The sequence below is a fragment of the Neptuniibacter sp. CAU 1671 genome (assembly GCF_029222905.1).
Classification (GTDB): domain Bacteria; phylum Pseudomonadota; class Gammaproteobacteria; order Pseudomonadales; family Balneatricaceae; genus Neptuniibacter.
This window is the reverse complement of the sequence record NZ_JARHUE010000007.1, coordinates 110620-125953: the sequence shown is the minus strand read 5'-3', so window position 1 is coordinate 125953 and position 15334 is coordinate 110620. Positions and strand designations below refer to the sequence as shown.

Genomic DNA, 15334 nt, shown 5'->3' with positions numbered 1-15334 from the left:
AGATGCGGCCCGGGAAGAGAGGATTATTTACCTGTCTTCAGTTTGGTCCAGGCCCGGTTCATCTCGCGTGACTGTTTATCCGTCGGTGTTTTCAGCACGATCAGTTTTTCACGGGTGCTGGCCGGCGGGTAGATACCGGGATCGCTGGCGATGGACGGGTCAACCAGTGCAGAAGCCTTGGTATTGGCGTTGGCGTAAGCGACATAGTTGGTGGCGGCAGCGATCACTTCCGGACGCATCAGATAATCGATAAAGCGCAGGGCTTGTGACACGTTACCCGCATCGGCAGGGATGGCCATCACGTCGGTCCAGACCACTGCACCTTCAGAGGGAACCACATAGGCGATTTCGACGCCATTACCGGCTTCAGCAGCGCGGTCGCGGGCCTGCAGAATATCACCGGAATAACCATGGGCGACGCAGGTGTCACCGTTGGCCAGGTCGTTGATGTACTGGGAGCTATGGAAGTACTTGATGTTGCTGCGTACTGCAGCGATAACATCGGCGGCTTCTTTGATAGCAGCGGAACTGAAATCAGCCGTATCTTTACCCAGATAAGCACGGGCGGCCACCAGCACTTCGGTCGGGTCATCCATCAGAGAAACGCCACAACCGCTGAGTTTTGCAACTGTCTCGGGATCGAACAGCAGCTTCCAGGTGTCCTTGGGCATTTCGCCTAACAGTTCGGTGATCTTTTTGACGTTAAAGCCAATGCCGGTGGTGCCCCACATGTAGGGTACTAAATAGGCGTTGTCGGTATCGATATCGCTCAGAGAGGCAAGGATACCCGTATCCAGATTGCCATAATTGCTCAGCTGGCTTTTATCCAGCTTCTGATAGATGCCAGCCTTGATATGGCGGTCACCAAAGGGACGGGCGGTAGGGAACACCAGGTCATAACCAGAGCGACCGGCGAGCAGTTTGGCCTCAAGCACTTCGTTTGAGTCGTACACGTCATAACTGACCTTGATACCGGTTTCAGCCTGGAAATTGGCGATGGTATCTTCGGCAATATAGTCGGACCAGTTGTAGATATGCAGTTCGTCTGCGGATGCCCCGGCAGACAGCGTCAGAGCAGCGATCATTGTCGCCAGTTGTTTTTGCACTAAAGCCAGAAACCCTTTTTGACCGTTCATCTAACAGCCCTCAAAGTAAGTGATTAAGTTCGACCTCTTTTGCCTGCCGGAAACCCCGGCAATCGAGGCGAATATGCGCGATTTTTTAAAAAAAAGATAGATGGTGCAGTCGCAAAAAAACGGCACAATTTTTAGCACTAGATTTATGAGTCTCCGGAGTGAAAGGTGGAAGACTCAGGGCGTATAAGGTTTAGTCTAATCAATTGATTTTAAATCATTGAAATTTTGAGGGGACTGATCAGTACAGAGGCAATTTTTGATTGATGATCTGAGCACTGCGCTCTGCCGTATCAGTGCAGAGGAGTGCTCTGTGATGTCGAAAAATATCTGGCTCAATCTGGCGGGTTTTCAGTTGATCTGGTGGTTGTCTGTGTTGCTGGGCAATACGGCGCTACCGTGGGTGGTGCTGATCCTGATCCTGCATCTGGTCTTCCATCCCAACCGGCTCTCAGAATTGGCGGTGATCCTGGTCTGTGCTCTGTGTGGCATTGCGGTTGATGCCTCACTGACTGTGGCGGGGGTATTTGTTTTTCCGGAGTCGGGTTTGATTCTGCCACTCTGGTTGATTGCGCTGTGGTTTGCCTTCTGTGCAACCTTACGTCAGGGACTGGTCTGGTTCAGAGGTCATTACTGGCTTGCAGCACTGCTTGGTGGTTTCTCTGCAGCATTAACCTATATCGGAGCGGCAGGTCTGGGTGCTGTGGAGTTGGGATTACCCATCTGGCAGGTGTTCCTGCTGCTGGCCCTGATCTGGTCGCTCCTGTTTCCATGCTTAGTTTTTATCAGTCAGTTACTGGAGCAACCCTATGTTTGCAAGGTGTATTAATACCTGTCTGCTGCTCGCTTTTGTCGGCGTTGCGCACGCATCTGAGCGTGTCCCACCCGACTGGCCTGAAGTGGGTCGGGCGAAGTTAGAGGTGCTCTGGTTTGATATTTACAATGCGGCACTGCATGCCCCGGAAGGTGTGTTTGCCGGTTTTTCCGCGCCGCTGCTGCTCCAGGTGAACTACCTGCGGGATTTTAAAGGCAAGGATCTGGTGACTGAAACCGACAAGCAGATGCAGCCGTTTTCAACACAAACCCAACGGGAGCAGTGGTTGCCGCAGCTGCTTAACCTCTGGCCGGATATTAAAAAGGGTGATCAGCTGGCGTTTGAAATCACGCCATCCGGTGAAGGGCATTTCTATTACAACCAACGCTGGCTGGGTGTGGTGTCAGATCCCGGTTTTGCTGAAGCCTTCGTTAAAATCTGGTTAGCCAATGAGAGTGAGTATCCTGAACTGGCCAGTCAGTTAAGGGGGCAGAACCGATGAAAGCTTGTGTTGCGTTTTTAGTGGTGCTGCTGTCGGGTTGCGCCAGCAATATTGAGGAATACAACGGAACCGAACCGGCACTGGTGCTGAGTGAGTTTTTCAGTGGTCATCTGGAAGCTCATGGTATTGTGCAGGATGGATCGGGCAAGGTGGTCCGACGTTTTAAGGCTGATCTGTTGGGGCACTGGCAGGGAGATCAGGGGGTACTGGATGAGCAGTTCCTGTTTGCCGACGGTGAAGAACAGGCCCGATGCTGGCAATTAGACCGCAAGGGAAATCAGTACACCGGGCGTGCCGGTGATGTGGTCGGCACAGCTCAGGGACAGGTCGCCGGTAATGCCCTGCACTGGAACTATCAGCTGGAGGTGCCGGTAGAGGGCAAAGTCTGGGTACTGACACTGGATGACTGGATGTATCTGCTGGATCAGGAGTATCTGATCAACCGCACCGGCATGTACAAATTTGGTTTCAAGGTTGGGGAGATCACACTCTTTATCCGAAAAATTTCAGACCAGCCCCACCGTGAACTGACCGACGGTTGTCACCTAAATGGGAGTTCAGCATGAATCTGCCATGGAAATATTGCTGGATCACCGGCGCTGGCCGTGGCATTGGCCGGGCGTTAGCACAGCGTCTGGCAGAAGAGGGGATAACCGTTTATGCCAGCGCCCGAACTCAGTCTGAACTTGAGTCTCTGCAGCAAGACTGTGCTCACTGTAGCGGCGCTATTATTCCCCAGCCAGTCGATATTACGCAGCAAGAGCAGATTAATGCGCTCTGGGAGCATTGGCGGGAACAGTTAGCATTGCCGGATCTGGTTGTGCTCAATGCAGGTACCCATAAACCGGTATCTGCTGAAGCGTTCAGCGCTGAAGCCTGTGCAAAACTGTGGCAGGTGAATCTGCAGGGCACAGTGAATTGTCTGGAACCGGCGCTGCAACAGATGCTCAGCAACGGTGCCGGGCAGATTGCCGTGATGGCATCCGTTGCTGGTTATCGCGGCTTGCCGACGGCTTCAATCTATGGTGCCAGCAAGGCGGCGCTGATTAATCTGTGTGAAGCGTTAAGGCTGGATCTGGCCGATAGCGGTATCAAACTGCAGTTGATCAATCCCGGTTTTGTGCGCACGCCACTGACTGACCTGAACAGTTTTGAAATGCCCTGTCTGTTGGAGCCTGATGTGGCCGCCGGTCGCATTCTCAAGGGACTGCTCAGTTCACAGTTTGAGATCACCTTTCCAAAACGTTTTACCTATGTCCTGAAGTGCCTGCGCCTGTTGCCCTACCGTCTCTATTTCGCCCTGATTGGGCGCATGATTGTGACCGACTGATTTCGTCTGTAATCCCCGTCAATCCGCTGTATCAGCCTCAATCAAAAAGATCACTGACAGTATCTGTCAGTGATCTCGCTGTTTTTTGTCATTGTTGAATGGCCATCGCCAACTAGTATTTAGTTTAGAAAACTGCGTCAACCCACTGCACAGGATGGATACGCACATGATGTTATTTGACGGGCAGGCGATACACCTCAAAGCGATTGGGGAAGGGATCTATGATCTGGTGATTGATCATAAGGAGGCGCCGGTCAATACCATTGATCAGGCCACACTAGAGGAGATTCGCCAGGCCATTACTGCACTGGAACAATTGGAAACCCTGCACGGTCTGCTCATTTCCAGCGCCAAAGAGAGTTTTGTGGTCGGTGCCGATATCACCGAATTTCTCGGCGTGTTTGCCCTGCCTGAAGAGACCATTGTCTCTGCCCTGATGAATATGCATCCGGTCTTTAATGCCCTTGAGTACTTGCCCTGTCCAACTGTCGCAGCCATCAATGGTCTCTGCCTTGGGGGCGGTTTTGAGCTGTGTCTGGCTGCGGACTACCGGGTGCTGGGTGAGCAGGCGAAAGTGGGGTTACCTGAAACCAAGTTGGGGCTGTATCCGGGCTGGGGCGGAACGGTGAGGCTGCCCCGTTTGATCGGGGTGGATAACGCACTGGAGTGGATCGGCACCGGAGCAGAGAAAAAAGCGGCCGCTGCTCTTAACGATGGAGCTGTGGATGCGGTGGTGCCTACCGAACAGGTCAGAGCCGCGGCACTTGAATTGCTGCATGCCTGCATGGCGGGTGAATTTGATTATCAGGCACGCCGACGGGAAAAAACTGAACCGATTAAGCTCAGCCAGATGGAGCAGATGATGGCCTTTGAAACCGCTAAAGGGCTGATTGCGGCGAAAGCGGGGCCGCACTATCCAGCACCAATGGCGGCATTAAAGACCATTCAGGCCCAAGCGGGGTTAAGTCGCGATCAGGCACAGGCCGTAGAGGCCAAAGGGTTTGCCAAGGTGGCAAAAAGCGATACCTGTACGGCGTTGGTGAGCCTGTTTATGAAGGATCATCACATAAAAAAAGTCGCCCGGGCCTATGAGCGCAAAGCTCAGCCGGTCGGACAGGCAGCCGTGCTGGGTGCCGGGATTATGGGGGGCGGTATTGCCTACCAGTCTGCCAGCCGGGGGGTGCCGATTCTGATGAAGGATATCCGACCAGAAGCCATTAAGCAGGGGCTGGATGAAGCCGGAAAACTGCTGCAAAAACGGGTTGAAGCTGGCAAAACCTCTGTGGCGCAGATGAGCGATGTGCTGAATTCGATCAGCCCAACCCTCAGTTATGGCGATTTTGCAGCGGTGGATCTTGCCGTTGAAGCGGTGGTTGAACACCCCAAAATTAAAAAAGCGGTGTTAGCTGAGGTTGAAACTCATCTGTCGAAAGAGGCGGTGCTGACCTCTAACACGTCCACCATCTCCATCACTGATCTGGCCAGTGTTTTACAACGCCCGGAAAACTTCTGTGGTATGCACTTCTTCAATCCTGTGCACAAAATGCCTCTGGTAGAGGTGATCCGTGGCAAGCAGACCTCAGATCAAACCGTCGCGCAGACCGTCGCTTATGCACTGAAGATGGGAAAAACACCGATTGTGGTGAATGACTGCCCCGGTTTTTTAGTGAATCGTATTTTGTTTCCCTACTTTTGCGGTTTTGTTGGCCTGATTGCAGACGGTTGTGACTTTGCCCGCATCGACCGGGTGATGGAGGCCTATGGCTGGCCGATGGGGCCCGCCTATCTGCTGGACGTGGTGGGCATTGATACCGCGCACCATGCTGATCGGGTGATGTCCGCCGGTTATCCGCAGCGGATGGCACACACCGAAGAAAATGTGATTGATCGCATGTTCAGTCTGAACCGGCTGGGTCAGAAAAATGGTCTGGGTTTTTACCGATACGCACTTGATCGCAAAGGACGGCCGCAAAAACAGCTGGATGAAAGCCTGCCCCCGTTACTGGCAGACCTGATCTCTAAGGACGCAGAGATCAGTGATGAGATGATTATCGAGCGGATGATGATCCCCCTGTGTATTGAAACTGCGCGGTGTCTGGAAGAGGGTATTGTCAGCCATCCGGCCGAGGCCGATATGGCGTTGATTCTGGGTATTGGTTATCCGCCGTTTCGGGGTGGACCGCTGCATTATCTGGATCAGATGGGTCTGCAGGCTTTTTGCGACATCGCTGCGAAGTATTCAACGCTGGGACCCTTGTACCAGCCGACTGACACCATGCAGACAATGGCCGCACAGGGCAAACACTATTTCCGCTGAGGGTAGGTGCAATGACACTAAAGCCACATGACGTTGTAATTGTTGATGCCGTGCGCACGCCAATGGGTCGATCCAAAGACGGGGTATATAAACATGTACGGGCAGAACAGCTTTCGGCCCAGGTGATGCGGGCACTGCTGGAGCGAAACCCGGCCATCCAACCTGATCAGATCGATGACATTATCTGGGGCTGTGTCAATCAAACCCTGGAGCAGGGCTTTAATATCGGTCGCAACGCCGCGTTGCTGGTCGGTATTCCCCACAGTGTGCCCGCTCAGACGGTAAACCGCCTCTGTGGTTCTTCTATGTCGGCGTTGCACAGTGCTGCCCAGTCGATTCTGGCCGGTGCCGGTGAGCTGTATCTGGTCGGTGGTGTCGAACATATGGGGCATGTGCCGATGACGCACGGACTGGATATTAATCCGGCCCTGTCAAAACAGGTGGCCAAAGCATCCATGATGATGGGGCTGACCGCTGAGTTACTGGCGCGCATGTATGGGATCAGCCGGGAGATGCAGGATCAGTTTGCGGTGCGCTCTCAGCAGCGGGCCTACGCAGCACAACAGGAGGGTCGCTGGAATAACGAGATCATTCCGGTGGAGGGACATGATCCTCGGGGTTATAAGGTCCGTGTTTGTGAAGATGAAGTGATCCGTCCGGAAACCGATCTGGCGCAACTGGCCAGTCTGCCGCCTGCGTTTGTGCCCAAAGTGGGTACCATCACCGCGGGCAGCTCTTCTGCCATGTCTGATGGTGCCGCTGGTTTGCTGGTGTGTTCGGCTAAAAAAGCCTCGGACCTGGGCCTGAAACCCCGGGCACGGATTATCAGCATGGCATTGGCAGGGTGTGATCCGGCCACAATGGGTTTTGGTCCTGTGCCAGCCAGTGAAAAAGCACTGGCACGGGTGGGCCTGAAAATCGATGAGATCGACTGCGTGGAGTTAAATGAAGCCTTTGCGGCGCAGAGTCTGGCGGTATTGCAGGCGCTGAATCTGAGTGATCAACTTGACCAGAAAGTGAACCTGAATGGAGGGGCCATTGCGCTGGGGCATCCGTTGGGCTGTTCCGGGGCGAGAATCACCGGCACGCTGCTGAATGTGCTTGAACAGCAACAGGCCCGTTTAGGGCTTGCGACCATGTGCATTGGCATGGGACAGGGCATAGCCACCATCATTGAACGACTTGAGCAGAATTAAGTTTGTCATAGCTATTTTGCCGACAATTTCGTTCAGACGCTCTTAACACTCAATAAACTGGCAGGTTGAGGAGTCCCCACTCCTGACTACGTATGACAAAAATATGCGCCGGAATTGGCAAAGCGCTGCATTCTGACCAACACTGAGCAGCATGAGTCAGTGTAAACATCGGGTCAGTTAAATGGGGCGTAACGTGACAGTACCAGCCAGCTATGTGCGTCAGATATTGCAGATGGTGGAAGAGCAGGGGCTGAGTGTCAGGGGTCTCCTGGCGGCAGTTGAAATAGATCCGGGCGATATTGAACGCAATACCAGCTTTCCTGCGGATAAGTTTGGCCAGCTTTATCGGCATATCTATTCCATGGCTCAGGACGAATTCTTTGGGCTTACCAGCGGCGGGAAGGTGCCCAATGGCACCTTCAGGTTGATGTGTCATTGTCTGATCCATGCGCCGACGCTTGAGAGTGCCATCTACCGGGCCAGCGATTTTCATGAGATCTGCCGTGGCACTCAGGTGAAACCTCTGCTGAAACGGCAGGGACGCTATGCCAAACTTTCTTTCACTACCACCGAGGCAGCAACAGCAAGTCTGGGTGAGATTTTTGCGCACGAATCACCCCAGAAAATCCGCACCACCTTGTCGATGTGGCACCACTTTATCTGCTGGCTGATTGGTAAACGGGTACCGCTGAAGGCCGCCTATTTTGCTTTTCCTCAGCCTGAGGATGCTGGCCAGTATCGAACGCTGTTTCAGTCCGACGTGCGTTTTGACCAGCACGACAATGCGCTTGTCTTTCCCGCCGTCTATCTGAACTATCCGGTGATACAAACACCCGGCAGTCTGCGCAGTTTTCTCAAAACCGCCCCCTACCAGCTGATTGTGATGGTGGATAACGACAGCGGTCTGAAAGCACAGGTGGTGGCGCTGATCGGTAAGGATTTCAGCCAGGAACTGCCCAGCGCCGAGGAGGTGGCAGACCGGCTGCATATGTCGGTTTCAACACTGCGCCGCCGTTTGATGGAGGAAAACACCTCCTATCAGAAGGTTAAGGATGAATGCCGGCGAGAGGCGGCGCTGAACTATATGAACTCACCCCAGCTTTCCATAAATGATGTGGCAGAACTGATGGGTTTTACTGACCATTCCGCTTTTTTTCGCTCCTTCAAAAAATGGACCGGCCAGACGCCCGGCGCCTATCGTCAACAGCAGATTGGCTGAGTCATCACTGCTCTGAATAGGACGATTAATCGTCCTTTTTTCATGGGTATCTAAGGCTTTCTGCTCTTTTCCCCGGCCAGTTGAAAGCGTTCGAACTTCGAATAAAGCGTTCGGATTTCGTACGTCTTACGCTGAGTTCAAATTAATTTTCAAAAAATAAACCTTAATATTCAACGATTTGTAGTTATTTCAGGCAAGTGGCACACAAGTTGCGAGATGGCAGTTGCTGATGAATGCCAGAAGGACAGAAGAGCCTCACGGCAGCTGTATTCATCAGATTCTGAACACTAGTCCGAATAACAAGTACAAATTGTGGGATGTAATAGTGAAAATTAAAAATCAGAAGATAGCTGGCGCCGTTCTCGCGGGTGCCGGTCTGTTAGTGGGGTCAGCAGCAACTGCTGGTGAAGGAGACTACAGTATCAACTTCGGTGGATACGTAAGAGCTCAAACTGCAATGTTCCTTGAAGATCAGGAGGAAACTTCCGGGGACGATACTGGCGAATTTGGCATGGCGCGTTTATCGCTTCAGCTGGAGATGGATGCCAGAACAGGCCCGCTTTCCTGGAAAGCCGTTGGCCGAATTGATAAGGAACATCAGACCGGTTATCTGGATGATCTGGAAGACCGCACTGAAGTGACTTCTCCGGGTGGTTTTGCGACCACTGAGGATTATCTGGATCAGTACGATACCGATAGTTTTGAAGATTTCCTGCGTGAACTCTATGTTGATTTCTCATTGGGTGATCGTGTTGATGTGCGCCTGGGTAAGCAGCAGTTGGTCTGGGGTGAAAGTGACTTCTTTCAGGCAATGGACCTGATTCATGGTTACGACTACCGCAAGCGTCTGTTCTTTGAGAACAACGAAGACTGGCGCAAACCCCTGACACTGGCCAACTTCCGTGTCGATGTGCATGAACTGGATGGCAGCCTGAACCTGTTTGTGCGTCCGGGTGGCATTGACCGTGATGAAGACATGGGCAGCAGTTATAACATCGAGGGTGGCCGCTGGATTCCGCATCCATACCGCGGCGTCGATTTCACCGCCTTTACGGATTACAACACCGATCATAAAGATGGTGACTGGGACGATACCACCTACGGTATTCGCTGGAACGGTACAGCGGGTTCCATCGGTTACTCCTTTGCCTACCTGAAAACCTTCAATCCTCTGCCAATCATGAATCCGGCTGCAAATTCGATTGTGCCAGGTCTGTTTGGCGTCGGGGCGATGCAGTCTTATGGCGAACTGGCAACCAACCAGGTGTTGGGTGACTGGATCTTCCCGGAAATTGAGGTCTATGGTCTGACCGTCAATGGTTACAGTGCCGGCATGGATGCTACCTGGAGTGCCGAGTTCGCTTACATTCCTAACAAACCCTACAACTTTGGTCAGCTGCAGTCCGCACTGCCAGGCTGGGGTGGTGTGAAGGAAAAAGACACGCTGGTCACCATGCTGCGTATCGACAAAGAGTTGAAACTAATGGACTGGCTGGGCACACATCGCCCGTCACTCAGCAGTATTCAGCTGTTTGATACCTGGATCATGGGCTACGACAAGGATGATGAAATTGTTGAATTTGCATCCTTTGGCGCCAGCAAAAAAGAGCATACCACCTACCTGACGCTGTTCACTCTGCTGAACTACAAGCGTGACACCATCAACCCCTCTTTCGTGATCGGTACTGATCTGAGCAACGGCGGTGGCTTTGCCATTCCGGCCGTGGAACTGGTGTTTGGTGATGCATGGCGCGTCAAGGCTGAGATGGACCTGTGGTGGAACGACGGTGACAGAAAACACGCTGATCCAACAGGTATGAATCCCCTGGGTATCAGTGAGAACTCAGCAACCCTGTTTGACTGGTTCGGAAGCGATAACCAGCTGGTTGTATCTGTAAAACGCCAATTCTAATAAATCGAGGCACATATAATGAATATGACATCGTTAAAGCAAATGTCAGCCGCCGCACTGGTTCTATGGGCGGCCTCAAGTCCACTGCATGCAGCGGATGAACTGGCAGCCGGTACCGTCATTTCGAAAGCCAATTTCGATGCGGTCAAAGATAAGTTGTTCGAAGGGAAACGTGTGGGTGACATGATTCCTGAGCGTATGGAGTGGATGATCAAAGAACGTGGTCTGACCATGAAGATCCGCCATTCTGAAAAGATCGAAATGGATCCTAAATACATGCAGGCCACTCAGGCGGGCAAAGGCAAGGTGAAGTTTGACCCTGCAACCCGTCAGGTATCAGGCTGGACCTCAGGCATGTTCTTTGATCCACAGGATATCGACCCGAATGATCCGCATGCGGGTGACAAAATCATCTGGAACCTGCGTTCACCGACCTACGGTGCAACCATGGACCTGCGTGATATCTCCTTCGTGTTTATCGACGGTGAAAAAGGTGTAGAGCGTGTGCAGCGCTGGTGGTCACGTCGTTACTACATGGAAGGTCGTCTGGACGGTGGTCCGACCACTGTTGGTGATGGTGATGTGATGCAGAAGACCATTCTGGTGGCGCAAAGCCCGCAGGATATCAAGGGTCTGGGTACCTTCTCTATTCGTTACAACGACCCAAGTGCAGCCAAGCCGGATGATACCTGGGCCTATCTGAAATCCGTACGTCGTGCCCGTCGTCTGACCGGTAGTGCGTGGATGGACCCGATCGGCGGTACGGTACAGCTGTATGATGACTGGGATATCTGGGATGCAGTACCTACCAAATACAAGTCCACCAAACTGCTGGATACCCGTTGGGTCTTCGCCGTGGCACACAGCCCAGAGCTGAGTGTTGATAAGTCCAAAGAAGGTACGCTTGAAGAGTTCCCAAGCGTAGCGCTGGGTGAAGCGCCTTACTACTACCCGGCTAAACACATTGAGTGGGAACCGCGTGAAGTGTTTGTTGTTGAAGGTACGCCACCGGATGGTCACCCATACAGCAAAAAAATCGTCTACATGGAAAAAGACTGGCCGCGTCCATACCTGGGTGAAGCCTATGACCAAAACGGTAAATTCTGGAAATTCTTTATCTTCCAGAACCGTCCGGACATTGGCGATGACGGCTACAAAGCTGTGATGCCTGTGGTAGGTCACGTAATTGACTATAAAGCCAATTACTCAACCACCTGGTCTTCAAACATGAAGTCTAACCCGGCAGGCGTGGAAGAAAATGATGTCAGCCTGAAAGAGTTGCTGAAAATTGCTCAGTAACTCAGCGCGTTAATTCATCAAACTTTCTCTTAACTTTTACTGCTAGGTGGTGTGCGAGCACCGCTTAGCAGCTTTTTCCAAGGATTGATGAGATGTCAGACAATTATTGTATAAATAGCGCGGCTGATCTTAATAAGCCGTCAATAAAAATAAAAAACACAGTAATCTCTGTTGTACCTTGGGCTATTGTGGGTGCGTTGTTATGGGCGGGGATTTTTGTAAAACCCACTGTGGCAATTGAAGAGGTGATTAAACCCGCAATTGAAACCAGGGACAAAATATATGGGGTGCACTTAGTCGATAACGATAATATCTGGCTATGTGGAAATTACGGCAAGATCCTCAAATCAAATGACGGTGGTCGAAGCTGGATTATTCAACAGTCCAACACCGAGCACCACCTGCAGGATATTGCAGCATGGGATGCGAATACCGCCATTGCTGTGGGTAACGAAGGTGTATTACTGACCACAACTGACGGCGGTGATACCTGGGCGGAAATGGATGTGCCCAAAACCGGTGTGGCAGACAAACTGCTGCGGGTACATACCTACTCGGGTGGTGAGGCCTGGGCTGTCGGTGAATACGGAAAAATCCTGCACTCTGACGATTACGGTAAAACCTGGACTCAGAAACGGGAGAATGAGGATGTCATCCTGAATGACATCATCAAACTGGACAACGATACGGTAATCGCAGTCGGAGAGTTTGGCCGGATTCTTATCAGTATGGATAACGGTCAGAACTGGGCAGAAGTTGAAACACAGACAGACAATGCAAGCAGCCTGATGGCGCTTGATTTCAAAGATGAACTGGAAGGTGTTGCTGTCGGTTTGGATGGACTCATTCTGCGCACATTTGATGGCGGTATGAGCTGGCAGCAATCCACTCAGCAAGATTATGAAATGCACGAACATCTGATGGACGTCGTCTGGGACAACTCCCGAAAAGGGTGGGTTGTAGTCGGCAATAAAGGTGTTTGGCTGACGGCAGACGAGTCGTTTTCATCCATTGAAGCGGGCTCGTTCGACAAGGTTGATCTTTCATGGCACACCGAAGTTGAAAGTACAGAACAGGGTTACTTTACAGTAGGCGCCAACGTAGGACTCTACGATCCAGAATCAAAAATATTTACAAAAACTGGCAATAAATTGGTGCGGTGACGAAGATGGAAAAGTTTGCGCTTGCGTGTATAAATAAAAGAAAAATCGTGCTGGCAATCGTGTTTTTAATAACACTGATTCTGTCATATCCAGCTTTTAAAATTGATGTGAAAACAGTCTTTGAAGACCTGCAACCCACATCACATGAATATATTAAAACCCACGAGCAATTTAAAAATACCTTTGGTGGCACCAATATCATCAGCTTTATGATTGTGGCTAAAGAGGGTGATATTTTTAATATGAATGTACTTGAAAAAGTACAGGGTATTACTCAGGGCCTGCTTAAAATTGATGCTATTAATGAATTTCAGATCTATTCCATTGCCGGTAAAAAACTGAAGGAAGTTAAAGCCTCAACTGAGGGTATCGAAAGTAAACCCTATATGTGGCCAAACCTGCCCAAAAATGAGCAGGAAATTGACGATCTGAAAAACGCCATTCTGAAAAACCCACTGGTTTATGGGCCCTATGTCTCTAAAGACCTGAAAGCAACACTGATAACAGTCGACTTTTTTGATGACCTGCTTAACTACAATCTGGCCTACGATCAGGCCTATGAGCTGGCTAAAAAATATGAAGACGGCAGCGTTGAAATCAGTGTTGTGGGTAACCCGATTCTGTATGGCTGGGTAAACCACTATCTGCCTGAAACCATGAATCTGGTCCTGATGGGACTGGCAATTTTTCTGGTGCTGCTGTTTGTGATCAACCGTACCTGGCGGGGCACATTGCTGCCGTTGATTTCTGGTGCTGTCAGCGCAATCTGGGCGCTGGGTGTATCAGACCTGCTGGGTATCCATTTTGATCCGCTGGTGGTGGTTATTGCGATGCTGATAACCGCTAGGGCCGTGTCGCACTCTGTGCAGATGGTGACGCGCTTCCATGAAGAGATTGATGCGCTGGGTGATAATGTCTGCTCCAGACGCGCCGCCTGTGTCACATTGCGAGATCTGTTGCGGCCTGGTTTGCTGGGAATTGCGACCGATGCCGGGTGTGTGGCTGTGGTCGCCATCAGTCCTATCCCACTGTTACAGAAGCTGGTGGTGCTGGCGGTGGTCTGGGTGTCTACGGTGGCGGTGAGTTCCGTTATTCTGACCCCGGTGCTGCTGTCCTGGGTTAAAAAACCCAATGCTTATGCCCATGGTCTGAATCTGGACCTTGCGCTGATTCGTCCGTTCCTTAACCTGTGTGTGAGGGTGGTGGAAACTCGTGCCCGCTATGCCGTGTTAGGTATTGCTACTGTCCTGTTTGTCGTGTGTGGTTATTATTCACTGGGCCTGAAAGTGGGCGATGCCAATCCCGGAAGCCCGATTCTCTGGCCAGACTCCGAATACAATGTGGACTCTGCGCGGATCAATGAAAAATTCCCGGGCGCTGATCGCATGTTCGTCGTCGTGGGCGGTGATCGCCAGAATCAGGCAAAAGAGGTTGAAGTACTCGACACGATGCTGCGGTTCCAGGCGTATATGGAAGCTCAGCACGAAATCGGCGGCACGCTTTCCATTGCCGATATTTTGCCAGAGGTGAATAAAACCCTGCGTGAGGGTAATACCCGTTATCAGGAGCTGGGTAGTAACAGCCTGGTGAATGGTGAGCTGATGTATATGTTTGAGAACGCGGCTGAGCCGGGGGATCTGGACCGGTTTGTGGATACCAACCGTGAGAATGCCTCTATCACCCTGTTCTTTACCGACCGGAAGGGTGAAACCATCCAGACAGCGATTGCGCGTATCAACCAGTTCATCGCCGAAAATCCGATTGTGCAGCAGGCCAAAATTCATCTGGCAGGTGGCGTCATCGGTGTGATTGCGGCGGTGAATGAGGTGATCCTGTCGGGACAGATTCAGTCGATCGCACTGGCGCTATTCATTCTGGTGATCATGTGCATTGTGGTTTACCGCTCCAGCATCGCGGGTATGTTCTTTATGGTGCCGGTGATTCTGTCTAACCTGGTGACCTTTGCCTTTATGTCCTGGCAGGGCATAGGCATGAACATCAATACTGTACCGGTTGCAGCGTTGGGTATCGGTTTGGGTGTGGATTATGCGCTGTATATATGTGACCGTATCAAGAGTGAGTATGAAAAGGGTAACTCCTATCTGGATGCGATCTCTGTATCACTGCATTGTGCAGGTCGCGGAGTCCTCGTCACAGCGCTGGTGTTGATTGCCAGTGTTTGTGTCTGGTTCTACTCCTCACTGCGCTTTCAGGCAGAGATGGGCTTGCTGATTGGTATCTGGCTCTCGGTGTCCGCTCTGAGTGCATTGTTCCTGATGCCTTCACTGGCCTATATCTTTAAACCCAAATTTATCTTCAGTGAACGTAACTGATTGAGTTAAAGCCACCCTGCGGGGTGGCTTTTTGTTTTGATGATCATGAGCGCTGTTCTGGTTTGATTGGCAATCGCTGTTTTAGCCGTGGGAAGATAATCGTAATAAAGTATTAA

Annotated in this window: 12 protein-coding genes; 11 read left to right on the top strand and 1 reads right to left on the bottom strand. The window is 51.5% G+C overall.

Going from position 1 to position 15334, the window contains the following annotated elements:
• Positions 1-23: 23 nt before the first annotated feature.
• Positions 24-1136, bottom strand: a complete 1113-nt coding sequence (locus P2G53_RS12400; protein ID WP_275817698.1) for a polyamine ABC transporter substrate-binding protein — start codon at positions 1134-1136, stop codon at positions 24-26.
• Positions 1137-1449: 313 nt separating this feature from the next.
• Between P2G53_RS12400 and P2G53_RS12395 the strand changes: the two genes are divergently transcribed.
• The 11 genes from P2G53_RS12395 (at position 1450) to P2G53_RS12345 (ending at position 15218) form a co-directional block, all read left to right on the top strand.
• Positions 1450-1962, top strand: a complete 513-nt coding sequence (locus P2G53_RS12395; RefSeq protein WP_275817696.1) for a DUF2878 domain-containing protein — start codon at positions 1450-1452, stop codon at positions 1960-1962.
• Entirely contained in the window at positions 1943-2449 is a 507-nt protein-coding gene (locus tag P2G53_RS12390; RefSeq protein WP_275817694.1) for a chalcone isomerase family protein, read from the top strand. The genes P2G53_RS12395 and P2G53_RS12390 overlap by 20 nt, the downstream gene beginning before the upstream one ends.
• Positions 2446-3015: a DUF3833 domain-containing protein gene (locus P2G53_RS12385; protein ID WP_275817692.1), complete on the top strand. Its 570-nt coding sequence runs from the start codon at positions 2446-2448 to the stop codon at positions 3013-3015. Before P2G53_RS12390 ends, P2G53_RS12385 begins: the two co-directional genes overlap by 4 nt.
• A complete protein-coding gene (locus tag P2G53_RS12380) occupies positions 3012-3779 on the top strand; it encodes an SDR family NAD(P)-dependent oxidoreductase (protein ID WP_275817690.1) in 768 nt (255 codons plus the stop codon). Before P2G53_RS12385 ends, P2G53_RS12380 begins: the two co-directional genes overlap by 4 nt.
• A 169-nt stretch (positions 3780-3948) precedes the next feature.
• A complete protein-coding gene (gene fadB, locus P2G53_RS12375; protein WP_275817730.1) occupies positions 3949-6096 on the top strand; it encodes a fatty acid oxidation complex subunit alpha FadB in 2148 nt (715 codons plus the stop codon).
• A gap of 11 nt (positions 6097-6107) precedes the next feature.
• Positions 6108-7292: an acetyl-CoA C-acyltransferase FadA gene (gene fadA, locus P2G53_RS12370; RefSeq protein WP_275817688.1), complete on the top strand. Its 1185-nt coding sequence runs from the start codon at positions 6108-6110 to the stop codon at positions 7290-7292.
• A 193-nt stretch (positions 7293-7485) separates the two neighbouring features.
• On the top strand, positions 7486-8511 hold the full coding sequence (locus P2G53_RS12365) for an AraC family transcriptional regulator (RefSeq protein WP_345799206.1): 1026 nt from the start codon (positions 7486-7488) through the stop codon (positions 8509-8511).
• Positions 8512-8836: 325 nt separating this feature from the next.
• Entirely contained in the window at positions 8837-10423 is a 1587-nt protein-coding gene (locus P2G53_RS12360) for a DUF1302 family protein (RefSeq protein WP_275817684.1), read from the top strand.
• A gap of 18 nt (positions 10424-10441) precedes the next feature.
• Positions 10442-11722: a DUF1329 domain-containing protein gene (locus P2G53_RS12355; RefSeq protein WP_275817682.1), complete on the top strand. Its 1281-nt coding sequence runs from the start codon at positions 10442-10444 to the stop codon at positions 11720-11722.
• Positions 11723-12009: 287 nt separating this feature from the next.
• Positions 12010-12885, top strand: coding sequence for a YCF48-related protein (locus P2G53_RS12350; protein WP_275817680.1), 876 nt, complete (start codon positions 12010-12012; stop codon positions 12883-12885).
• Between the two features lie 107 nt (positions 12886-12992).
• Positions 12993-15218 (top strand): MMPL family transporter, encoded by a 2226-nt coding sequence (locus P2G53_RS12345; RefSeq protein WP_275817678.1) that lies wholly within the window; start codon positions 12993-12995, stop codon positions 15216-15218.
• Positions 15219-15334: the final 116 nt, after the last annotated feature.